The 23,047-nt window shown below is 54.8% G+C and carries 21 protein-coding genes and 4 tRNA genes; 9 read left to right on the top strand and 16 right to left on the bottom strand.

From position 1 onward, the window contains the following. Positions 1-59: 59 nt before the first annotated feature. Together clpB and NQF89_RS08080 are read right to left on the bottom strand one after the other, a co-directional pair. Positions 60-2,660: an ATP-dependent chaperone ClpB gene (gene clpB, locus NQF89_RS08085; RefSeq protein WP_155573856.1), complete on the bottom strand. Its 2,601-nt coding sequence runs from the start codon at positions 2,658-2,660 to the stop codon at positions 60-62. 195 nt (positions 2,661-2,855) lie between these two features. Next, positions 2,856-3,458, bottom strand: coding sequence for a YqgE/AlgH family protein (locus tag NQF89_RS08080; protein ID WP_099027405.1), 603 nt, complete (start codon positions 3,456-3,458; stop codon positions 2,856-2,858). Between the two features lie 84 nt (positions 3,459-3,542). Here NQF89_RS08080 and NQF89_RS08075 point away from each other — a divergent pair, with 84 nt between their 5' ends. Further along, the gene (locus NQF89_RS08075; RefSeq protein WP_155573857.1) at positions 3,543-4,304 is read left to right on the top strand and encodes an SDR family NAD(P)-dependent oxidoreductase; all 762 of its coding nucleotides are present in this window, start codon (positions 3,543-3,545) and stop codon (positions 4,302-4,304) included. A gap of 18 nt (positions 4,305-4,322) precedes the next feature. Here NQF89_RS08075 and NQF89_RS08070 read toward each other — a convergent pair whose 3' ends face one another. Together NQF89_RS08070 and NQF89_RS08065 are read right to left on the bottom strand one after the other, a co-directional pair. After that, on the bottom strand, positions 4,323-6,128 hold the full coding sequence (locus NQF89_RS08070; protein WP_266137927.1) for a DEAD/DEAH box helicase: 1,806 nt from the start codon (positions 6,126-6,128) through the stop codon (positions 4,323-4,325). A gap of 132 nt (positions 6,129-6,260) precedes the next feature. Next, positions 6,261-6,896 (bottom strand): class I SAM-dependent methyltransferase, encoded by a 636-nt coding sequence (locus tag NQF89_RS08065; protein WP_266107068.1) that lies wholly within the window; start codon positions 6,894-6,896, stop codon positions 6,261-6,263. 137 nt (positions 6,897-7,033) lie between these two features. Between NQF89_RS08065 and dapF the strand changes: the two genes are divergently transcribed. From dapF to ftsY, 3 genes are read left to right on the top strand one after another with little or no spacing between them, the layout of a single operon-like run. Beyond that, entirely contained in the window at positions 7,034-7,843 is an 810-nt protein-coding gene (gene dapF, locus NQF89_RS08060) for a diaminopimelate epimerase (protein ID WP_155573858.1), read from the top strand. Beyond that, positions 7,840-9,066 (top strand): MiaB/RimO family radical SAM methylthiotransferase, encoded by a 1,227-nt coding sequence (locus tag NQF89_RS08055; protein ID WP_266137924.1) that lies wholly within the window; start codon positions 7,840-7,842, stop codon positions 9,064-9,066. Before dapF ends, NQF89_RS08055 begins: the two co-directional genes overlap by 4 nt. A 44-nt stretch (positions 9,067-9,110) precedes the next feature. Beyond that, entirely contained in the window at positions 9,111-10,025 is a 915-nt protein-coding gene (ftsY, locus tag NQF89_RS08050) for a signal recognition particle-docking protein FtsY (RefSeq protein ID WP_155573860.1), read from the top strand. A gap of 92 nt (positions 10,026-10,117) precedes the next feature. Here the strand turns inward: ftsY and NQF89_RS08045 are convergent, their stop codons facing one another. From NQF89_RS08045 to NQF89_RS08030, 4 genes are all read right to left on the bottom strand, one after another. After that, the gene (locus tag NQF89_RS08045) at positions 10,118-10,501 is read right to left on the bottom strand and encodes a hypothetical protein (protein WP_266137923.1); all 384 of its coding nucleotides are present in this window, start codon (positions 10,499-10,501) and stop codon (positions 10,118-10,120) included. A gap of 90 nt (positions 10,502-10,591) precedes the next feature. Then, the gene (locus NQF89_RS08040) at positions 10,592-11,881 is read right to left on the bottom strand and encodes an adenylosuccinate synthase (RefSeq protein WP_155573861.1); all 1,290 of its coding nucleotides are present in this window, start codon (positions 11,879-11,881) and stop codon (positions 10,592-10,594) included. 49 nt (positions 11,882-11,930) lie between these two features. Further along, on the bottom strand, positions 11,931-13,076 hold the full coding sequence (locus tag NQF89_RS08035) for an ATP phosphoribosyltransferase regulatory subunit (RefSeq protein WP_266137922.1): 1,146 nt from the start codon (positions 13,074-13,076) through the stop codon (positions 11,931-11,933). Next, positions 13,073-14,257: a phosphoserine transaminase gene (locus NQF89_RS08030; RefSeq protein ID WP_266137926.1), complete on the bottom strand. Its 1,185-nt coding sequence runs from the start codon at positions 14,255-14,257 to the stop codon at positions 13,073-13,075. Before NQF89_RS08030 ends, NQF89_RS08035 begins: the two co-directional genes overlap by 4 nt. A 107-nt stretch (positions 14,258-14,364) precedes the next feature. Between NQF89_RS08030 and NQF89_RS08025 the strand changes: the two genes are divergently transcribed. Continuing rightward, complete coding sequence (locus NQF89_RS08025) at positions 14,365-16,035, top strand: phosphoethanolamine transferase (RefSeq protein ID WP_266137921.1); 1,671 nt, start codon at positions 14,365-14,367, stop codon at positions 16,033-16,035. Positions 16,036-16,050: 15 nt separating this feature from the next. On the opposite strand, the gene NQF89_RS08020 is transcribed toward NQF89_RS08025, so the two are convergent. The 5 genes from NQF89_RS08020 to NQF89_RS08000 all read right to left on the bottom strand — a co-directional run bounded on the left by NQF89_RS08020 (position 16,051) and on the right by NQF89_RS08000 (position 19,555). Continuing rightward, positions 16,051-16,135 (bottom strand) — tRNA-Leu (locus NQF89_RS08020). Between the two features lie 93 nt (positions 16,136-16,228). Continuing rightward, positions 16,229-17,134 (bottom strand): N-acetyl-gamma-glutamyl-phosphate reductase, encoded by a 906-nt coding sequence (gene argC, locus NQF89_RS08015; protein WP_155573864.1) that lies wholly within the window; start codon positions 17,132-17,134, stop codon positions 16,229-16,231. A 20-nt stretch (positions 17,135-17,154) separates the two neighbouring features. Continuing rightward, complete coding sequence (locus tag NQF89_RS08010; protein WP_266137920.1) at positions 17,155-17,664, bottom strand: GNAT family N-acetyltransferase; 510 nt, start codon at positions 17,662-17,664, stop codon at positions 17,155-17,157. Between the two features lie 21 nt (positions 17,665-17,685). Further along, on the bottom strand, positions 17,686-19,365 hold the full coding sequence (ettA, locus tag NQF89_RS08005; protein WP_099027417.1) for an energy-dependent translational throttle protein EttA: 1,680 nt from the start codon (positions 19,363-19,365) through the stop codon (positions 17,686-17,688). Between the two features lie 116 nt (positions 19,366-19,481). Then, a tRNA-Ile gene (locus NQF89_RS08000) sits at positions 19,482-19,555 on the bottom strand. A gap of 179 nt (positions 19,556-19,734) precedes the next feature. Between NQF89_RS08000 and ppa the strand changes: the two genes are divergently transcribed. Further along, a complete protein-coding gene (gene ppa / locus NQF89_RS07995) occupies positions 19,735-20,259 on the top strand; it encodes an inorganic diphosphatase (RefSeq protein WP_266137919.1) in 525 nt (174 codons plus the stop codon). Between the two features lie 134 nt (positions 20,260-20,393). Here the strand turns inward: ppa and NQF89_RS07990 are convergent. Beyond that, positions 20,394-20,468 (bottom strand) — tRNA-Gly (locus NQF89_RS07990). A 37-nt stretch (positions 20,469-20,505) separates the two neighbouring features. Beyond that, positions 20,506-20,580, bottom strand: a tRNA-Gly gene (locus NQF89_RS07985). 174 nt (positions 20,581-20,754) lie between these two features. On the opposite strand from NQF89_RS07985, the gene NQF89_RS07980 reads away from it, so the two are divergent. The 3 genes from NQF89_RS07980 to NQF89_RS07970 are packed head-to-tail and all read left to right on the top strand — an operon-like array spanning position 20,755 to position 22,622. Then, entirely contained in the window at positions 20,755-21,675 is a 921-nt protein-coding gene (locus NQF89_RS07980) for a tetratricopeptide repeat protein (protein ID WP_155573865.1), read from the top strand. A 50-nt stretch (positions 21,676-21,725) separates the two neighbouring features. Beyond that, positions 21,726-22,406 carry an LON peptidase substrate-binding domain-containing protein gene (locus NQF89_RS07975; protein ID WP_266137918.1) on the top strand — a complete coding sequence of 227 codons (681 nt, stop codon included), beginning with the start codon at positions 21,726-21,728 and terminating at the stop codon, positions 22,404-22,406. 30 nt (positions 22,407-22,436) lie between these two features. Beyond that, positions 22,437-22,622: a Trm112 family protein gene (locus NQF89_RS07970; RefSeq protein WP_155573866.1), complete on the top strand. Its 186-nt coding sequence runs from the start codon at positions 22,437-22,439 to the stop codon at positions 22,620-22,622. 22 nt (positions 22,623-22,644) lie between these two features. Here the strand turns inward: NQF89_RS07970 and NQF89_RS07965 are convergent, their stop codons facing one another. Beyond that, entirely contained in the window at positions 22,645-23,034 is a 390-nt protein-coding gene (locus NQF89_RS07965) for a hypothetical protein (protein ID WP_155573867.1), read from the bottom strand. Positions 23,035-23,047: the final 13 nt, after the last annotated feature.

Genomic DNA, 23,047 nt, shown 5'->3' with positions numbered 1-23,047 from the left:
GCTCAAAAATAAAAAAACCGCCCAAAACGGGCGGTTTTTTACCAAGTTACCTCCTCCGCTTAGCTCTGAGCGGTGGCATGTCCATTTATGAGCAACCCTTGCTCATTAGCGGAGATTGTCACCTCATCCCCATCATGGATGGTCCCTTCTAACAGGAGGCCCGCAAGAGGATTCTGTAACTCACGCTGGATGACCCGCTTTAATGGGCGCGCACCATAGACGGGATCATACCCAGCCTCGGCCATCCACTCCCGTGCTTTATCATCCAAAGAGAGGGTGATTTTGCGATCAGCCAGAAGATGCCGCAGGCGCCCAAGCTGAATCTCCACAATTTGCCCCATATCGGCCCGTTGGAGACGGGAGAACAGGATGATTTCGTCCAGACGATTAAGGAACTCCGGCCGGAAATGCGCCCGGACAACCTCCATCACCTCATTACGAACGGACTCGGTGGATTCGCCATCCTTCTGATGCGCTAGAATCTCAGAGCCGAGATTGCTCGTCAGCACGATGATGGTATTGCGGAAATCCACCACACGGCCTTGCCCGTCTGTCAGACGGCCATCATCAAGCACCTGAAGTAAGATGTTAAAAACATCCTCATGCGCTTTCTCCACCTCGTCAAAGAGGATGACCTGATAAGGACGACGCCGTACGGCCTCGGTCAACACACCGCCTTCATCATAACCGACATAGCCCGGAGGGGCCCCGATGAGACGAGAGACGGAGTGCTTCTCCATAAACTCGCTCATATCAATCCGCAGCAAGGCGCGTTCATCATCAAAGAGGAACTGCGCGAGCGTCTTGGCAAGCTCGGTTTTACCCACACCGGTAGGGCCGAGGAACAAGAAGGAACCAATCGGGCGGTTGGGGTCCTGCAAGCCCGCACGCGCACGACGCACTGCGTTAGAGACAGCAACCAAGGCTGATTCCTGCCCTACGACACGCTCCCGCAAGACGGATTCCATACGCATGAGTTTGGACCGCTCACCTTCTAGCATCCGGTCCACGGGCACACCTGTCCAACGGGAGACAACCGCAGCGATGCCCTGGTCTGTCACCGTATCGGCAAAAAGGCCGGTTTCATCCGCTTGTGCTTCAGCCTGCTGGGCTTGCTCAATCTGACGCTCTAGCTCAGGGATGCGGCTATACATCAACTCAGAGGCCCGTTGGAGATTCCCCTGACGTTGCGCAACCTCAACCTCTGAGCGTGCATGGTCGAGTTCTTCCTTATATTTCTGCACAGCGTTCATGCGGTCTTTCTCCGCATGCCACGCTGCACTCATCGCATCGGACTTCTCTTGTAGGTCGGCAAGCTCCGCCTCCAACGCTTCGAGCCGCTCACGAGAGGCTGTGTCATCCTCTTTGCGAATCGCCTCACGCTCAATCTTGAGCTGGATGATGCGGCGGTCTAGCTCGTCCAAAGCCTCGGGCTTGCTGTCGATTTGCATCCGCAGGCGGCTCGCGGCCTCGTCAATCAGGTCGATAGCTTTATCGGGGAGGAAGCGGTCCGTGATGTAGCGGTTGGACAGCGTGGCAGCTGAGACCAAAGCGTTATCGGTAATCCGCACCCCATGATGCAGCTCGTACTTCTCCTTAATCCCGCGCAGGATGGAGATTGTATCCGCCACAGAGGGCTCACCCACAAAAACCGGCTGGAAGCGGCGTGCGAGGGCGGCATCCTTCTCGATATATTTGCGGTATTCATCCAGCGTTGTGGCCCCAAGGCAGTGCAACACACCGCGGGCGAGTTCTGGCTTGATGAGGTTGGAAGCATCCATCGCCCCGCTAGAGCGACCGGCCCCAACAAGGGTGTGCATCTCATCAATAAAGAGGATGATTTGCCCCTCGGCACTTTCAATTTCTTTGAGGACGGCCTTCAGACGTTCTTCAAACTCACCTTGATATTTCGCACCGGCAATCAATGCGCCCATATCAAGGGAAAGCAGCTTCTTATTGCGCAAAGCCTCTGGCACATCGCCATTGACGATGCGTAGAGCCAGCCCCTCCACAATGGCGGTCTTACCAACGCCGGGTTCGCCAATCAGTACCGGGTTGTTCTTGCTGCGGCGTGCCAGCACTTGGATAGCACGGCGAATCTCCTCATCACGCCCGATGACGGGGTCCAGCTTACCTTCCTGCGCTTGGGCTGTGACATCGCGCGCATATTTCTTCAACGCATCGAAGTTATTTTCAGCCGAAGCTGAATCAACTGTACGGCCTTTGCGTACAGCGGCAATGGCCCCTTCCAACGCTTGAGCGGACGCTTTGCCCTGCCGCAGAGCCTCCCCGGCGGGGGTTTTGCTCGCAGCAATGCCCGCTAAAAGACGGTCCTGCGCGACATAGCTATCACCGGCGGCTTTGGCAGCAGCCTCTGCACCATCTAAGACGCGTACAAAATCCGGTGTTGGTTGAGGTTGTGACGCCCCACTGCCTTGCACGGTTGGCAATTTCGCCAAGGCGGCATCATTAGCGTGTTGAACAGATTTAGGGTCACCCCCTGCTGCACGAATCAGGCCCGCAGCGGCCCCTTGCTCGTCATCCAACAGGGCCTTGAGCAAATGCTCTGGCGTTAATTGCTGGTGATAATCACGCAGAGCAATGGTCTGAGCCGCTTGAATGAAGCCTTGGCTCCGCTCTGTAAACTTCTGAATATCCATAATCTTGCCTCTCCGTCTCGCCCCATTTTTGGCAGCGATGAATGTCCAGCCTGCCCCATTATGGCGACATGCTGTGCCTAAAATTTAGGCACGATGACGCCTATTTCAAGAGGGCGTTCCGAGATTATCCCCGCATCAATTATGTGAGCCGAAATGAGGCTTATGGCAATGGAAGGGCAGCTTTGCGTGTTACGCTTAGGCCTCCCCTACAGATGCAGAGAGTGAAGCGGGCTCCAGCCCTACGCTGGCTAAAGCGCGTTGCCATTTTGAGGAAGGGTCCACGTCAAAGATAATATCGGCCTGTGCCGGGGCGACATACCACGCATTGCCGTGGAGAATCTCCTCCTCCAACTGTCCGGCCGCCCATGCTGCATGACCAAGAAGGAGCATAGCTTGCTCTGGCCCCCGCCCTGCGGCGAGCTCTTTAATCATCTCAAGGCTTGCGCTGACCTCTGCCACGGGGCCTTCTTCCGCCAGAACGGAGAGACGACGCTTAGCCCCTTGCTCGCCTAAAGAGGTGGGAGTGTGGAGGACAAAGCCACGTCCTGGCTCTACCGGCCCACCAACACCGACACCAAATAAGCGTTGTGGTGGGTTGGGTGAGACATCAAGCTGTCTGAGCAGCTCGCCAATATCTGGGTGGGTGAGACGGCGATTAACAATCATCCCCATCGCCCCAGCCTCCGCAGAGTGCGCGCAGAGATAAATGACGGTTTGAGCAAACTCCGTCCCCGCCAAAACAGGGCTGGCAATGAGCAAACGGTCCGTCAATATCTCATGAGGGGCAAGAATCGGCATGAACACCTCTTACAAACAATATGAGCAGCCATCATAATAAGATATGGTGCTGTTTCTTACACATCATAGAGCGGAGTGCGCACTATGTCGCCATCACAGATTATTCTCGTCACAGGGGCTACGGCAGGCTTTGGCCGTACAATAGCCACGCGCCTTGTTAAAGAAGGGCATCGTGTCATCGGGACAGGCCGCCGGGGTGAGCGACTCGCTGCCCTCCATAAAGAATTGGGCGCGCACTTTCTCCCCCTCACATTAGATATGCAGGACCATGCCGCCCTGCGCGCTCTACCAGACAGCTTGCCAGAGGAATGGCGGGCTATTGATGTCCTCATCAATAATGCCGGTCTTGCTTTGGGTGTAACCCCTGCCCAAGAGTCCTCCATTGAGGATTGGGAGACCATGATTGGCACCAACATCTCCGGCCTTGTGGGAATTACCCACGCAATCTTGCCGGGTATGGTGGCGCGTAACCGTGGTTATATTATCTCCATCGGCAGTACGGCAGGGCATTACGCATATCGCGGGGGGAATGTTTATGGGGCGACAAAAGCCTTCGTTGCCCAATTTATGAAGAATCTACGCACAGACCTGCTCGGCACGGCCTTACGCAGCACAACTATTGAGCCCGGTCTTGTAGGCGGTAGTGAGTTTAGCAATGTGCGTTTGCGTGACGATGCCAAAGCCCGCGCTGTTTATGAAAATGCAACGCCACTCATGCCTGCTGATATTGCCGAGACCGTCTCATGGTTGATTAACCTCCCCGCCCATATGAATGTAAATCATTTAGAGATTATGCCTGTCTGCCAAGCATCGGGTGGTTTAGCGGTCATCAAAAAGGAGGGGTAAGCCCCCTCCCTTATGACATCAGCTACGGCGGCGGGAGGATTTCTCCCCATTACGCGCGGGGCCAGAACGACGCTTTGAAGACGGGGGACCACTGCGGCCCTCTCGTCCTTCCCGCCCCTCACGACGCCCCCCACCGCCGGGGCCGCCAAAACGTCCTTTCGGGGCCCCAAAACGGCGGCCCGGCGGGCCACCACGCCCACGGCGCGGGCCTGCCCCACCAGCGGGGGCCTCGGCAGGCTCGATAGTGACTTCATCCTTATCCGCCCCAGCGCGACAGGCATTAAACCGCGCGACTTTTTCATCAGAAATCTGGAACAACGTATCCTCTTGCTGGATGCGGATGCTGCCAATATCGCGCTTCTGCACCCCACCGAGGCGGCAAATGAGAGGGATCAACCATTTAGGGTCAGCCTTCTCGCTACGGCCCACACCAAGGCGGAACCACGAACCGGACATATCATGCCCACGGCCCGTGCCCTCGCGCACCGCCCCACGAGTTGGAGGCTCCACCGAGACGGGACGAATATGCTCCACGCGCGGTAGATGCGCTTTATGAAAGCCCACTAACGCACGGGCTAAATGAGCGGCATCAAACTGCTCGACTAACTTTGCCACAATCTCCTCTGGGACAGAGGCATCAACCTCGCCTGTCAAGATCGGGTCTTCTAACAAACGTTGAGCGTCTTTCTCGGCAATGGCTTCTGCTGTAGGGACAGGCTCCCACTCTGCTTTAACGCGAGCTTGGGCGAGCACGCGCTCCGCTTTGCGCCGTTGGTTAAACGGCACCATCAACACGCTCACCCCCTTACGCCCTGCACGGCCTGTCCGACCAGAGCGATGCAAGAAGGTATCGGAGGATGAAGGCACGCTCGCATGCACAACAAGCCCCAAAGCGGGGACATCAATCCCACGCGCTGCGACATCCGTTGCCACGCATACACGCGCTGCCCCAGAGCGTAGGCTCTCAATCGCGCGGGAACGCTCATTCTGACCCATTTCGCCAGAAATGGCGACCGAGGCAAAGCCACGCTCTAGCAAGGCGGCTTGCACCTGATTCACCAAAAGCCGCGTATTGCAGAACACCATAGCGGTTTGGCTCTCATAATAACGCAGCACATTAACGAGCGACCGCTCCACCTCTTGCGGGGCTGTAACCACGCAACGATGGGTGATATCGGCATGTTGCTTTTGGCCGGAGACGGTATCAATCCGCTTAGCCTCTTTTTGATAACGCCGTGCCAGAGAGGCAATTTCCCGCGCGATGGTGGCGGAGAATAAAAGGGTGCGGCGGTCCTTAGGGGAGGCGTCCAGAAGTTGTTCTAACTCCTCCCGGAAGCCCATATCCAACATCTCATCAGCTTCATCCAGCACGACAACGCGCAAAGCTGCGAGATTGAGCTTACCACGGGAGAGATGGTCACAAAGCCGCCCCGGTGTGCCAACAACAATATGCGCCCCACTGGTAAGGGCGCGGGCTTCCCGGCGGGCATCTGTCCCGCCGATGCAGCTCGCAATACGCGCGCCCGTCTCACCATATAGCCAAGAAAGCTCTGCCTGCACTTGCATAGCAAGCTCCCGCGTAGGGGCGATGACTAAAGCAAGCGGTGCTTTTGCAGGGGCCATCTGGTCCCCCTCACCCAATAAATCGGAGGAGAAGGCTAGACCAAAAGCAACCGTCTTGCCGGAGCCTGTTTGTGCGGAGACGAGCAGGTCCCGCCCCTCCAACGCTGGCTCTAATACGGCCTCTTGCACGGGCGTTGGCTGCTCATAGCCACGCGTTGCGAGGGCGCGAGTTAAGGCGGGATGGGTATCGGGAAAAGGCATCGTCAAAGAACACTCGGTCATACACGGGCTGTTACGAACCAAAATATAACAGCTAGAAAAGCGGTAAATACTCCTTTACCTGCCACAAAGCCAGAGAAGATCACCACCAAATTAAAAAGCAGCGCGTCCGCTTCAACTTCCAGCGGGGCAGCGGCCTATCACAGCATGTACAGTATCTTGCCATGCAGTAAGGTCTTCTGGGGGGACAACCTCGCCTGTATCAAGCTCCACAAAGCCTGCACGCTGCATTAATGCGCTGGTGAGGCGTACGCGGTCCTCTGGCTCCAACGCTTGCCAAATGGCCACGGCTTTGGCAGGGACGAATCTGTCGGAAAAACTGATAATCAGCGGGGCACCGGGGCGGAGGATGCGGCGTATCTCCTCCAAAACCTGTTGTGGCTTAGTGAGATACGCCATGCCATCACATAGCAACGCCCCATCAAAACTCGCATCATCAAATGGTAGGGATGTATCTTGGTTGAGGTCCTGCTCCTTAAAGGACGTTAATGCAGGATTCGCCTGCAAGGCGGCTTTATGAACATCAATCCCGATGAACTCTTGGAAGGTCGCATCCTCTGGCAAATGGCTCATCGCCCCGCACATAAGGTCTAAACTACGCCCCCCTACTGGTAGGGCTGTACGATACAGGGCTGTAATGGCTGTACGCGCGCCCATATCCATTAATGAATCTAAATCCTGCCGGGCCCAGAAGCTTTTATCTGGCTCGGCTGAGGCTTGTGTAAATGCTTTCTCGTGTAAGCCTTGCACGGTGCTCCCTTCCTTTACTCGCTAGGTCGGTCATTATCATAGATAAAGAAAAAATGCGCTCACTATAACGGGGCATTTTACCCCAGCCCCACAAGCTTATAAAAGAGAGCCATCTCATCCATCTCTAGGAGGGCCTTATGGGCATGTCCTTTACGAAAATGCACGGATTAGGGAATGATTTTGTCATTCTTGATGGCAGAAGGACCCCCCTTACCCTGCCCTCCACCTTGATAAGCCGTTTATGTAACCGCCAACGCGGCATTGGCTGTGACCAGCTCGTCACGCTCTCCCCGCCCACACGCGCCGGGGCGGATGTGTTGGTCCGCTTCTTCAACCCTGATGGGTCAGAGGCGGGGGCGTGTGGTAATGCCTCCCGCTGTGTTGCGGCCTTATTAGGGGGGAACCCTACATTACAAACCCAAAATGGCCTCCTCCCCACATCACAAACAGACGGGCTTGTTTCTGTCCTCATGGGTAAGCCTCATCTGGACTGGCAGAGCATCCCCCTCGCCAATGCGTGTGATACAGCCCATCTCCCCCTTTATGATGGGGCTGCATGCTCTATGGGCAATCCCCATCTCACGCTCTTTCGTTCTATCGAAGATGCCGCCACACTTGGCCCTGTTTTGGAGACGGACCCGCTCTTTCCCGAGCGTGCCAATATCGGCTTTGCGGACATACAATCCCCCACCCATCTGCGCTTGCGTGTGTGGGAGCGCGGAGCGGGGCTGACCCTTGCTTGTGGCTCTGGTGCCTGTGCGGCTGTTGTCAATGCTGCTCGGCGCGGCCTTGTGGAACGGACCTGCCTTGTCAGTATGGAATGTGGCTCTCTCACCATCACATGGCAGGATGATGACTATGTGCTCATGACAGGCCCCGCCCAACATGTGTTCACCGGTACGTTAGATGAGACATGGCTGGCAGAGGGACAGGCCCCCGCCCTATGAGTGTTACACTTCTCACCTTTGGCTGCCGCCTAAATGCGCATGAAAGTGACGCGATGGAACATCTTGCCCGACAGGGGTTAGGGCAAGAGGGGCACACCATCATCGTCAATAGCTGCACTGTTACAGCCGAGGCCGAGCGGCAAGCCCGGCAGGCTATTCGCCGCGCTCATCGGGAGAATCCCTCAGCGCGCATCATTGTAACTGGATGTGCCTCCGAGCGTGCAGCAGAGGCTTGGGCCGCTTTACCCGGTGTTGCGAAGGTTATCCCCAATACGGAAAAGACACATCCCTCCACATGGGGTTTGCCGGAGGAGGCAGGTCGCACCCCACCGCCTTCCCGCTATATTCGGGCGTTACTGCAAGTACAGCAAGGCTGCGATAATGATTGCACTTTCTGCGTGATTCCAGCTGGGCGGGGGCAATCGACCTCTATGCCCTTAGCGGACATCATCCCCAAAGCGCGTGCCCTGACAAAGGCAGGGCATTGTGAGATTGTCCTTACAGGGGTGGATATTGCCTCATGGCAGCATGGGGGACAGGGGTTGGGGCAGCTCTGCCGTCATCTTTTGGATGAAGTGCCAGAGATTGCCCGTTTGCGGCTTTCCTCCATCGACCCCATGATTCTTACCCCTAAAGAAGGCGACCATGCTTTATGGCAGCTCATCGCTGATGAGCCACGCTTTATGCCGCATCTGCATTTATCGCTCCAAGCGGGGTCGGACCTCATCCTCAAACGCATGAAACGCCGCCATAATACGCAGGATGTCGCAAAGTTAGTGCAGCATGTGCGCCGCTTGCGGCCTGATGCAGGCTTTGGGGCGGATGTGATTGCGGGCTTCCCAACGGAGACGGAGACGTTATTCCAAGAGACATATGAGTTCCTCGCCGAGCAGGCTATCCCTTTCCTCCATGTCTTTCCCTATAGCGAACGACCTGACACGCCAGCAGCACGCATGCCCTCTATTCCGCGTGCCATTCGCCAAGAACGTGCAGCGAAACTTCGCCACTTAGGCCATGAGGTGAGAGAGCAGTTCCTCCACCGCTTTATTGGACAGGAAAAAACAGTCCTTATGGAAAGCCCCACAAGCGGCCATACGCCAGAATTCGCCGCCTTTACCCTCACCTCTGCCCCACAAAACATGCCCCCTACTCAACGCGGGCGGTTAGAGCGCATCCGCATCCTAAAGGTGCAGGATGGTCTTTTATTGGCAGAAATCCTCTAGGGAGGGCTTGACGGCTCCCCCTTTCTCACACCAAGTCGTCTGCTATGGCTGGATTTTTCTCACGACTCAAACAGGGTCTCTCCCGTTCAAGCGCGCGCCTTAATGCGGTGTTTGTAAAACGGCAACTTGATGATGCCACTCTTGAAGAATTGGAAGATGAGCTGATTGCGGCTGATCTGGGCCCGGCAGTTGCGGAGCGGATTATAGAGCAGTTCCGCCAGAAAAGCTTTGGGGAGGATATTACCCCAGAGGAAATCCGCCAGACCCTCGCCGCAGAAATCTCTCGCGTGTTGGAGCCTGTGGCCCGCCCCTTTGCGCTAGACACCACAAAAAAGCCCCATGTTGTGCTGGTAGTGGGTGTTAATGGTGTGGGCAAGACGACAACCATTGGCAAAATCGCACATCATTATCATCAAGAGGGGAAATCCGTGATGATGGTGGCCGGCGATACCTTCCGCGCGGCGGCGGTAGAGCAGCTCCAAATCTGGGGGGAGCGCACGCACTCACCTGTTATAGCGGGCAAGGCGGGAGGAGATGCCGCAGGCCTTGCTTATGACGGGCTAAAGCGCGCAACAGAAGAGCAAGCCGACCTTCTCCTTGTTGATACAGCTGGGCGATTGCATAACCGCCAAGCTTTAATGGATGAATTGGCCAAAATCATCCGCGTGATGCAGAAGTTTGACCCCACAGCCCCCCATAGTGTGTTGCTTGTCCTAGATGCCACAACAGGCCAAAACGCCCTAGAGCAAGTGCGCGTCTTTCGCGACCTCGTCAATGTCAGTGGGTTAGTCGTCACTAAGCTGGATGGCTCTGCCCGTGGGGGTATTGTGGTCGCCTTGGCCGAGCAATTTAAGTTGCCGGTTCATCTCGTTGGTGTTGGCGAACAGGCAGAGGACCTCCGCCCCTTCTCCGCTACTGATTATGCCCGTGGCTTAGTGGGTGACGTACCAACGCAATAACCACCCCTATTGATAAAAGGATATGACATTAAAAAAGGAGTGCCTCCATGACGGGCACTCCTTTTTTCATCCTACTCTCTTAAAAAGAAGGATTAGTCAGCTACGCCGCTATGGGTGGAAATCTTGGATTCCGCAAATGTATGGTGCCAAACATGCCCTTTATCATCAAAAATAAGCAGCACTGTTTTGGCTTTACCATGCCTACCATTAGAGAAAGCTGAGTAATAGGGAATGTAATTCTCCCCATTCTCGTGCAGGGTTTTAAACTCGTACTTCCAGACCTCACGACCGCCATCAGTGTAATTAATCTCCAGCGGGTCACCAAACATGGTCTTAACCTGATCCTTGGTTGTCACACCATCTTGGATTTTTTGATCAATCGTTGCAGCCGTCTCATTCTTAATGGCCCGGTTGCCGTAGGATGAACAGCCTGCCAGCACAAGAGCCATCGCCCCTGCACATAATAATTTCCGCATCGAACTTACAATTCCTCTCAATAGGAGATTCATGCCATACCAGCCCAGTTATGCAACGGGCTGGCACTCACATAACACAATCCCGGCCATTCAACCCTCAAATGGGTCTGTTACCAAAATTGTATCCTCACGTTCCGGGCTGGTGGAAAGCAGCGTAACAGGCGCGCCAATCAATTCCTCAATCCGGCGCACATATTTAATCGCCTGGGCAGGGAGTTCCGCCCAAGAACGCGCACCGCCTGTTGTTTCATCCCAACCCGGCATGGTCTCCAAAACTGGCTTCACACGGGCCTGCGCACCCGGTGCGGAGGGGAAGTGCTCTATCCTCTGCCCATCTAGCTCATACCCAACGCAAATGGAGACCTCTTTCATACCATCGAGGATGTCCAGCTTTGTTAGCGCAACACCACTTACGCCCCCAACGCGCACGGCCCGGCGGACCATGGCCGCATCAAACCAACCACAACGGCGTGGGCGGCCTGTCACAGTGCCAAACTCACGCCCGCGCTCGGCCATGCCTTTGCCGACATCATCAAATAATTCAGACGGGAATGGCCCCTCCCCCACACGGGTTGTATAAGCCTTAGCAATCCCCAACACAAAACCGACCGATTTCGGGCTCATCCCGCTCCCAGAAGCAGCAATCGCCGCCACTGTGTTGGAGCTGGTCACGAAGGGGTAAGTCCCGTGGTCCACATCCAACATGACAGCTTGTGCGCCCTCAAACAGGATGCGCTTCCCAGCGCGGTCGGCCTCGGCAAGACGGTCCCACGCACGGCAGGCATAAGGCAGCAAACGCGGGGTAATTTCTTTAAGGAAGGCGAGGATCGCCTCCTTTGTGAAGGTCTCTGCCCCCAAGCCGGCTAAAAGCGTATTGTGATGGAGCAACAGCTCATCAATCTTCCAATCCAGCGTGTCAGGCTCGGTCAGGTCACAAATGCGGATGGCACGGCGAGCTACTTTATCCTCATAAGCAGGGCCAATGCCGCGGCCTGTCGTGCCGATTTTATGGGTACCACGAGCCTGCTCACGCGCGCGATCCAACGCCCCATGCACAGGAAGAATCAAAGGAGCTGTCTCGGCTATCCAGAGTGTTTCTGGCGTGACGGTTAGGCCTTGCTCTGTCACGCGGTCAATCTCGCTCATCAAAGCTTTGGGGTCCACAACGACACCATTGCCGATGACGCCAATCTTCCCCCCGACTAAACCAGACGGCAGCAATGATAATTTATACACCTGATCATTAACGACCAGCGTATGGCCGGCATTATGCCCACCCTGAAAACGCACAACAATATCGGCACGGCTGGACAGCCAGTCCACAATCTTGCCTTTACCCTCATCGCCCCACTGGGTCCCGATTACGGTAACATTGGCCATAAGAATGCTCTTCCTTCAACGTCTCATAATGACGATCCCTACCCGCTTATTAGCGCGGCAGGGGGGTGGGTTGTTCATCTTTCCAGATATGACTGCACCGTAAATGATGCGCCTCCTGCTCCATCGCACTTGATTCCCCAAGCGATGCGATGGTGGCATAGCCTGCCTCATGCAGGCTGGACAAGTCCTTCTGTGCCATATAGGAGGGGACAAGGCAGCGTTTACGCCGTGGTAGTGGCTCTGCCACCCTTAAAAAAGCATGGGGATGAAGTGTCAACCCACATGCTGGCTCATCCCCTGCGAGATAACGCCCCCCACGTCCCAATTCCTCACGAGAATGTAGAGCAAAGACCGTTACACATACTCCAGTATGATACCGCCACCCTCGGAAATCGACCGGGTCCACCGTCAAACGAGCCGTAGGTAGGCGTGCTAAAATCGCTGCCACATCTGCCCGTAAACGCGCCACAAAAGGGCGTAATTTATCAGGGAATGTCAGCGTCTCTAACTTCTGTAGCGCAATATGAGCCGGGCCAACAGCATCCATCATCCCTAAAAGCAACTCCGCCCATGCCCCACCATGCTCCCGCACGGCGGCGGCATCACGCCGGTCTAACGCATGGATAATCGCCTCACGCTCAGCCCCGCTAAAGCCATCCTCTATCAAGCTCCAAACCATAACAGGCATGGAAAGGTCAAAAGAGACATGAGCAATCCCCAATTTTGCAAGGGCCTCCGCCCCTAGAGCGATGACCTCGGCATCGGCCTCGGCTTTATCAGGGCCGATAAGCTCTATCCCCGCTTGGGAGATTTGACGCTGCCCCTCACGCCCCGGCGTGCCGATAACCACACAATCCCCCGCATAAGAAAGACGGAGCGGGCGCGGGCAATCCTGCATCCGCACCGCTGCAATACGGGCGATCTGCGTTGTCATATCCGGCCGCAATGCCATCATCCGATGCGAGGATGGATCTAACAAACGGAAGCTCTGCTCCGCCAAAGCCGCCCCGGACCCACTCAACAATGAGGCCTCAAACTCTAACAAAGGGGGACGGACGCGCTCATAGCCATGGCAGGAGAATACATCCATCACCGCTGCAAGGCCGCGGGCCTCTGCCTCTGCCTCGACGGGGAGGAGGTCCACAAACCCCATAGGCAACAAAGCCGGGTTTGATAAATCTGGTGTCTCCATCATGCCCGCATGGCCTCTTCTGCAACGCACCCATAAGCCCAATCTAACCACGGTAAGAGGGCCTCTATATCCTCTGCCTCAACCGTGGCCCCACCCCAAATCCGTAATCCGGCAGGGGCATCACGATAACCAGCAAGGTCATAACCCGCTTGCTCGGCCTCTAAAAGGCTGGTCATCTTCTTAATCGCCGCAGAACGTTGGGCATCATCTAAAGCCTCAAACCACGGTGCGGTAATCTTTAAGCAAATAGAGGTGCAAGAGCGTGTCTCTTTTGTCGCGCTGAGGAAGGCCACCCAATCACGCTGAGCCACCCATGCCTCCACAAGGGCGAGATTCTTCCGTGCCCGTGCTTTCAGAGCCTCCAAACCACCAATGGATTCCGCCCAACGTAAGCTATCCAACGCATCTTCCACACATAACATGGAAGGGGTGTTGATTGTATCGCCGCGGAAGATAGCCTCATTCAGCCCTTTTTTATTCGTAAGGCGGAAAATCTTAGGCAAAGGCCGCTGGCTGCCCTCCTCCAACCGTTGTACGGCACGAGGGCTGAGTGCCACCATGCCATGCGCTGCCTCCCCCCCAAGGGCCTTCTGCCACGACCATGTCACAACGTCCAACCGTTCCCATGGCAGGTCCATCGCAAACGCAGCCGAGGTCGCATCGCAAATCACCAACCCTTCATGCTGGGCTGGCACCGCCTCAACCGAAGGGATGCACACACCTGAGGTTGTGCCATTCCATGTCAGTACAACATCACGCGACCAATCAATCTGCGTCATATCGGGCAGGGAGCCATAGGGGGCTTCCAACACGCGGAGGTCATCTAATGCGAGGACATCGCGTAAATCCTGCGCCCATGTGCCAGAGAAGCTCTCAAAAGAGAGGACATCCACACCGCGTTGCCCTGCTATGGCCCACAAAATCATCTCCACTGCCCCCGTGTCAGAGGCTGGGACAATGCCAAGTTGCCAACCCTCTGGCATACCAAGCAAAGAGGCAGAGCGCATTATCACCTCATGCAGCCGTGCGCGCCCTTCTGCCGCACGATGAGACCGCCCAAGAAAAGCCCCTTTAAGGGCATCAGGCGTCCAGCCAGGGCGTTTGACGCACGGGCCAGATGAGAAATACGGTCGTTGCGGACGGCGGGAAGGCTTAGCGGGGGGCATAACGGGTTGGTTATCCATCATTACGGTAAAGGATCATCTTTTCTTAGGTGTCACACGCATCATGAGGGGTCAAGATAAGCGAAGCATGATTGGCAGAACAACGCCGATTGCGTAAGACACACATCATGATAAAACAGCCGCGCCGCCACACAAAGCGTCTCATAACCTTAGCTTGGTTAGGGCTTTACCTCCTCCTTAGCCTCTTTATCGCAAATAATTGTGAGCTAGCACAACATAGATTGGCTTTCTGCCTTGCGAGCCTCTTTGTACCGCTATGCGTTTTATCCTGCGGGCGTTTTTTAGCATGTTGCCTCAGTGTACCATTAGCGAGCCTTATAATCGCCAATCTTTATATCATCATCCATTATCACAAAATAACCTACGATATGTGTATGGCCATCGCCGGGACGGATAGAGCCGATGCGGCCACTATGCTGCGGACAATCCCTATCACGCCCTTTTTACTCGCCAGTTTGCTCCTAGGCGGTGTGCTATACGCCACAGCACGAGCTGCGCGTTTTCGCCCTCTCCATGCTTTAATCGGCTTTATAGGCTGTGCGCTTACCTTCACCATTGCCTTACATCGCCCTCTTAATCGCGATGTTGCCGGACATTATAATGTCGCTATTACCTATGATGCTCTGCATCATCGTTACGTCAACAGCCCGTATTTTGCAAAAAACCTCGCTTTTTACATCAATCTTCCCGGTTTTATTGGTAATTCCCTCGCCATTTTCGCACTTAAACAAGGCTATCAGCAAACAAAATCATACCGCCATAGCCTCACCTTTGCCCCGCATGAGCACATAAACTCCGCAATTCTGCCGGGGCGTGTTGTAGGAGAGAAAAACATCATCCTCATCATCGGGGAATCAGACGCAGCACGCCATCACGGCCTTTATGGCTATACAGAGCAGGACACGACCCCACACCTCCGCACCCTCGCCGCACAAGGCGCACTATGCGCCATGAGCAACGCCCATTCTGCTGCCAACATGACGCATAACGCTGTGCCGATGATGATCTCCTTCCTCACCCCGCAAGACCGCCGCGCTATCCTGACTGAGAAAAACCTCATCGAACTCGCTCGCGCCCATGGCTATAAAACCTTATGGGTAGGAAGCCATGAGGGGACATCCCTCTATAATAGTCCGATTGGCTATCTCTCCGGCTTTAGTGAACAGGTCGTTCGGCCCGATTACAGCACCCTCCCCCTCACCGTGCGTGAACATGACGATGAGAGCCTCCTCCCTGCTCTCCAACATCAATTAGAAATTTATCGGCAGGAGCCGGCGGGGCATTTTATTATTATCCATCTCATTGGTAGTCACGTTTCATACCGGGAGAAAACAACCCCAGAGGACCGGCACGCCCTACCCCGTGCTGGGAGCTATGACCAAGCCATCCATCATGTGGACCATCTCATCGCAACGATTCTTCAGATGGTGGAGCAGACATTACCCCATAGCACGCTCCTCTACAGCGCAGATCATGGGGAAATCCTCACCTCACCTGATAATGGCATGCATGGGGTTTATGATGGCGGGCAAGAGCAATATCGTATCCCTATCTATTTCGCAGGCCTACATCATGCCTCTTATTGCCAGCAAGCCGAGGCACTCCGCCAAACTGATGGGACATTCTCCCAACTTATGGAGAAATACATCCTTTTAACGATGATGGGGTATCAACTCGCCCCAGAGGCTCTACACGCAGCCCGGCAACAAGACCTCATCTTACATTCTGATGGAGAAACGTACGATTATAACCGGCTTCCCGGCCCCAAAGCCCCGTAACGGCTTGGGAAATGATGGTGCGAAAGAGGGGACTCGAACCCCTATGCCTTGCGGCGGTCGATTTTGAGCCGACTGCGTCTACCAGTTCCGCCACTCTCGCTCATATTATCCTGCGTTCATCCGCAGGTGATGACCCGCTTATAAAAGATTCCGCCACAAAGGACCAGAGGTGAAGAGAAAAAATCTTACCGGGTCACTCTTTCCCGCTCATCAACAAGATATTACGCATCGCTGCACCTGATGCCCCCTTGCCTAAATTATCTAGCCGCGCTGTCAACAATGCCTGCCCGCTATGCCCGCTCACCCGCAGCTCCATATCATCACGGCCAGCAAGAGCATCAGCGGCTAATTTTGGCTCAGACTCTACAACGCGGATTGTTTGGGCATCCTTATAAAAAGCCTGCAAAGCCGCTGTAACATCCTCAATCATCGGGACACCGGGGAGAGAAACAAGATGCAAAGGAATGGACACTATCATCCCTTGAGGGAAATGCCCCACTGACGGCACAAAAAGCGGATTGCGCGTCAACCCGCTATAATGCGTCATCTCCGGTAAATGTTTATGTTGTAGATTTAGGCCATATAAAAAGAAAGGCGGGCCACCTTCCGCCTCTTGCTGCTCAATCAACGCCTTACCACCGCCGCTATACCCTGAAACAGCATTGATGGAGATATGAGCATCCATCGGAATAATCCCCGCCTGCACAAGCGGGCGTAATAACGCGATCGCCCCCGTGGCATAACAGCCGGGGTTACTCACAAACCGCGCTTTACGGATACGCTCTGGTTGAGTCGAATCCAGCTCTGGCAAGCCATACACCCAATCCGGATCCACACGATGAGCCGTACTCGCATCCAAAAAGCGCGTCTTGGTCCCGTGCCCTAAGGCCACAGCCTCACGCGCGGCATCATCAGGTAAACACAGCACGGTAATATCGGCCTGCGCCATAAGCTCTTGGCGGGCTTGAGGGTCCTTCCGGCGAGCGGGGTCAATGCTTAATAAAGTCAGAGCATAACGTTCCGCTACGGCCTCAATACGGCGGCGAATCCCAAGCCCTGTTGTTCCAGCCTCGCCATCAATAAATATGCGCGTTGTCATCCGGGCTGCTCCCTCTGGCCTTACCAATAGAACGGCGTCTGTCTTCTTTCATACACTAGCATGATGTGCCCGTCCCGCTCGAACTGGTCAAGAAGGCTCATGCCAATACTGCCCAAAACAAGACGTGAAGCGCGATTATCTTCCCGCGCAACCGCCACAACACGCTCTATCCCCGTATCCAACACAAAATTAAGAGCAACAGCTGCGGCCTCCCGTGCGATTCCCCGCCCTGATGCCCATGGGAACAACGCAAAGCGCAGGCCCAGCCCGCGCCCATCGGGCCGCTCATGCACGCCCGTCATCCCGACAAAGCGATTCTGCTCGATGATGGAGAAAATACCAACGCCACGCTCGGCCCAAAAGGCGACATCCTCAGCCATCTCAGCCTCAGCTTGAGCACGACTCCGCACCCCGCCCAGCATAGAGCCAAAGGCCGCACCATCAGCCTTTAAGCGGGCCATATCCTCCATATCCGGCCAATTTACAGGCCGGAGGAGGAGGCGCGCCGTCCGCAGCTCACTGCCTGCCACAATGCGCCGCCTTATAACGCATTAGCGCGCGATGGGACGATAACGAATCCGGCTCGGCTCCGTTGAATCCGGGCCTAAACGGCGGCGTTTATCTTCCTCATATTGCTGGAAGTTACCCTCAAACCATTCCACATGGCTATCGCCCTCAAAAGCGAGGATATGCGTGGCCAGACGGTCCAAAAACCAACGGTCATGGCTGATGACCACAGCACAACCAGCAAAGGATTCCAACGCCTCTTCTAAAGCGCGAAGGGTATCAACATCTAGATCGTTTGTTGGCTCATCCAGCAGGAGGACGTTGTTATCCTCTTTAAGCATCTTTGCCAGATGCACGCGGTTACGCTCACCACCAGAGAGGACGCCAAGACGCTTTTGCTGGTCTGGCCCCTTAAAGTTAAACGCCCCAACATAAGCACGGGAAGGTACAGCCCGCTTGCCAAGATGGATAACATCCGTCCCGCCGGAGATTTCCTCCCACACAGTTTTGCTATCATCAAGGTCGTTACGGGACTGGTCAACATACCCCAACTTGACGGTATCACCGATTTTCAGCGAGCCAGAATCAGGCTGCTCTTGGCCGGTAATCATCTTAAAGAGGGTCGATTTCCCCGCCCCATTAGGCCCAATCACCCCAACAATGCCCCCCGGGGGCAGCTTAAAGTTAAGGTTATCAATCAACTGCCGATCACCAAAGCCTTTGCAGAGATTCTCAGCCTCAATAACCGTCTGGCCTAGACGAGGGCCAGGTGTGATGACAATCTCCGCCGTGCTGCCAGCGGCATCCTGCCCTGCGGCCAGCATCTCCTCATAGCGCGTAATACGGGCTTTGCTCTTGGCCTGACGGGCTTTAGGCGAGCTGGAAATCCATTGTTGCTCAGCAGCGAGGGCACGCTGGCGGGCACTTTCTTCTTTCTCTTCCTGCGCGAGGCGTTTGCGTTTTTGCTCCAACCATGAGGAATAATTACCCTCGAATGGATAACCACGCCCGCGCTCAATCTCCAAAATCCAGTTCGTGACATTGTCAAGGAAGTAACGGTCATGGGTGATGACCATCACCGTGCCTTTATACTCGCGCAATGTCTTTTCCAGCCACGCAACACTCTCGGCATCTAAATGGTTGGTCGGCTCGTCCAGCAGGAGAATATCGGGTTTCTCCAACAACAAACGGCATAGAGCCACGCGGCGTTTCTCACCGCCGGAGAGCTTATCAACAGGGCTATCGGCTGGGGGGCAACGCAGCGCATCAAGAGCAATCTCTAAATGACGGTCCAGCTCCCAGCCGTCTTCTGCATCAATCTTCTCTTGAAGTTCGGCCTGTTCTGCCAAAAGAGCCGTCATCTCATCATCAGACATCGGCTCAGCAAACTTCATGGAAATCTCATTGAACCGCTCAACAGCCTTCTTCAACTCACCAAAGCCTTGAGCAGCGTTCTCACCAACGGTCAAGTTCGGGTCGAGCTGCGGCTCTTGCTCCAAATAGCCGATGCGCACACCTTCAGCCGCCCAAGCCTCACCGCCGAACTCTTTCTCAATCCCTGCCATCACTTTAAGCAGGGTGGACTTACCCGCACCATTCACACCGAGGACACCAATCTTCACCCCCGGCAGGAAGGAGAGCGTAATCCCCTTAAATACCTCGCGGCCGCCCGGATAGGACTTTGTGACGTCCTTCATGACATAAACATACTGATAGGCGGCCATGGTAGCGGTCTCCCTCTTAAACGCGCGACAAGAATACAGAAAGCAGGGCCCTGCCCCCTGTTACCTTGGGGCGTTCTCCCAAAAATACAAATACGCCCCCTTATGGAAGCATCATCTGCGCCCGGCAGGACTCGAACCCGCAACCTAGCCGTTATGAGCGGCCAGCTCTAACCAATTGAGCTACAGGCGCATAGACATTCCGTCATGTCGCCCAGACGCACTTTTTTTGCAACCCCTTCCGTATGAAAAACGTTCTTTCTTCCCTCTCCCACCCCCTCATAATGGCTCTGTAATACACATATACAAAGCCGAATGTATCCTTTATTGATAGGTTCATCCGCCTACATAATCAGATCAATGGAGCTTGGCATGGACGTTAGCAAAATTTCCCCCGGTAAAGATGTCCCTAATGACATCAATGTCGTTATTGAGATTCCTCAAGGCTCTCAAGTAAAGTACGAAGTTGATAAAGAGAGCGGGGCTATTTTTGTGGATCGCTTCCTCTTTACCCCCATGGCTTATCCTGCCGCTTATGGCTTCATCCCCAATACACTCGCCGCTGATGGCGACCCGGTGGATGCCCTTGTTCTCACCCCGGCTGATGTCCTCCCCGGTAGTGTTATCCGTGCCCGGCCTATTGGCGTGCTGAAGATGGAAGATGAAAGCGGGCAAGATGAGAAGCTCATCTGTGTGCCGCATGATAAAATCCATCCGCAATTCAGCACCGTGCAGTCTTTGGACCAACTGCCAGAGATTACCCTTAAAGCCATCGCCCATTTCTTTGAGCGTTATAAGGACTTAGAGCCTAATAAATGGGTAAAAGTCGCTGGATGGGGCGATAAAGCAGAAGCCGGCAAGGTGATTGAAGCAGCCCTCGCCGCAGCGAAGAAGTAAGTTCTAAGCACATTCTTCTTATAAAAGCGGGCTGTCTCTAAAAGGGGCGGCCCGTTTTTTATAAAGGCGTGCTACGCGCAGCATAGCCATAAAAAAACCACCTTGCCCTTAGCAACGTGGTTCTTCTACCGGTCTGGAGCGGGCGAAGGGATTCGAACCCTCGACCCCAACCTTGGCAAGGTTGTGCTCTACCCCTGAGCTACGCCCGCATCAGATTCTCTACCAACAACCCAAACTTTTATCATTTGGAGCGGGCGAAGGGATTCGAACCCTCGACCCCAACCTTGGCAAGGTTGTGCTCTACCCCTGAGCTACGCCCGCATCGCTGGTGGGAGGCTTATGCCCCAAAGCTATCCTTGATGCAATCCCTTATGAAGATTTTATTTTCTAAAATCAAACGGCCATCCCCTTACAACATGGCTCCCCTGCCTGTGCAAAAAGGGAGAACCATCCTAATATTAAAGGAGATTTTTCAGGCCATAAAGTTCCACCATCATGACAGATTCTCTCTTTTCTCCTCACACGCCCGCTCATGCTGTGGATGTTGACCAAAGTAATTTTATGCAAAAGGTCGTGGAGGCCAGCACGACCACACCCGTTATTGTGGAGTTCTTCTCCCCAACATCATCTAGCGCGCAGCACGTCTCGCCCCAGCTCACAAAAGCAATTCAGGCTATGGAGGGGCGCATTACATTAGCGCGGGTCAATGTTACAACCAACCGCACGCTTATTACCCAGCTTGCCCAAATGGGCTTACCGTTACAAACGGTGCCTCTCCTTGTTGCCTTCTGGCAAGGGCAAGTACGCGACATCCTCCCTGGTAAAGCTTCGGAGTCGCAACTCAAAACATGTCTTGAGGCACTCCTTAAAGAAAGCGGACAAAGCTTACCGGCCTCCGCCCTTTTGGACGCAGCGAAAACAGCCCTCCACTCTGGAGAATGGGCCGAAGCGACCAACCATTATGCGAGCCTCCTCGAAATAGAGCCAGACTCCCCAGAGGGCTGGGCCGGGCTTATCCGCTGTATGATTGGCTTAAATGATCCAGAAGGTGCGGAAGAAGCTGCAAGCCAAGTCCCTGAGCATTTACTGACCGCCCCGCTCATTACTGAGGCTAAAGCGGCCCTCCAAACCTATCTGGAAGGGCAAAAGGCCGCCGGTAAACTCTCCCATCTACGCCAAGCTGTTGCCCAATCCCCCGAAGATACGGCACTGCTAACAGAGCTTGCTACCGCCCTCAATGGTGCAGGACAGCGCGATGATGCAGCCCAGCTTTTGCTGGATATAATCGCACGAGATAAAGACGGGGCTGGGCAGGACGCAAAGGCGCAATTACTCAAACTCTTTGAGAGCTGGGGTATGACTGACCCTGCTACGCTCGCTGCACGGCGTAAGCTCTCCTCGCTCCTTTTCTCATAACATTCTTAACATGCTGAGCTAACGTTATATTCACAAGGGGGACTGTGCGCGTGCTAAGACAACCACCACCGGAAAATACGCAAACAACTCTCAGTAAGCCGCGCCATGTCCCTGCCTTGCAGGACATCACCCTAGCAGACTTGCCCCCACGCGTTGGCCTGCTCCCTCTCGCCGAGACGATTCTACTGCCCCAAGGGCAGCTTCCACTCACCGTTTTTGAGCCGCGCTATCTCGCTCTTTTAGAAGCCTCTTTGGCGCATCATCGTATGATTGGCATCATCCAGCCTCATATGAAGGCACGTTTTGGTGATGAAGCCCCCTTGCTGGAGACCATCGGTACATTAGGGCGTATTACCTCCTTTATGGAGCAAGAGAGCGGGCAGTTCTTCATTACCCTCACTGGGGTCTGTCGCTTCCGCCTCTTGCAAGACCAAACGACAGAGAGCGGCTGGCGAGAAGGACGCATCAATGCCATGCCCTTCTCTCATGACCTACTAGAACCCCCTAACTACACGCTGGACCGCAACGCGTTCTCCAAAGCTTTAAAGGGCTATAGCCAACGCCATGAGCTATCCATCAAATGGGATAATCTAAAGACCCTCAATAACAGCACACTTGTGACTATGCTCTCGATGTTGCTGCCTTTCTCCTCACTCACAAAACAAGCCTTGCTAGAATGTAAGAATCCATGCGACCGTGCCCACAAGCTCCTAGAGGAACTCGCACATTAGGCATCCCGCCTGCATAATAGGATTTGGCTTATGACCTCTGCCCCACCATCCCCCGCCCTGATTGCGCGCCTTGTCTGCCCCGTGACAAAAGGGCCTGTCCATTATGATGCAACGCGTAATTGCATCATCAGCCCCCAAGCACAACTCGCCTTCCCTGTGCGTGATGGCATCCCCGTCATGCTGCCAGAGCAAGCAACCCCGCTTGAGGCTGACTAAACACGACTCGTAACCGTCATCTTTAAGGCTTCTGCCGAGCTTCTGGCGCACCATACATAACATCTGTCCGTGTCTCTGGCGGTGCCATTGGAACACCAGGTGCTCCCCCTGCCGCACTCCGCGGCGCACGGCCTGAGATTTCATCAGGTGTGGGTTGGATGGTCTGAACCACAGGCACCATCCCGCCCCAATAAACAGGTGGTGGGTGATGCACTTCACGAAATGGCTTCTTCGGGTAAGCTTCTGTCATATCCGCTTTGGGTAAATGACGATGGCTCTGCCCTTCATCATCCTCTCTTGCGCAACCACTAAGTACGAGGGCGCAGGCCAAAAAACATGGCCAGACTCCATAACGTACAGCCCAGCCGGGGGCAAAAATACGCATACAGGAAGGGCGAAAAAACCTCGTCATCTCCACCTTATAG

It is taken from the genome of Bombella pollinis (assembly GCF_026385485.1).
Lineage (GTDB): Bacteria > Pseudomonadota > Alphaproteobacteria > Acetobacterales > Acetobacteraceae > Bombella > Bombella pollinis.
The sequence above is the reverse complement of the archived record's forward strand: the minus strand, read 5'-3'. Positions and strand labels throughout refer to the sequence as shown.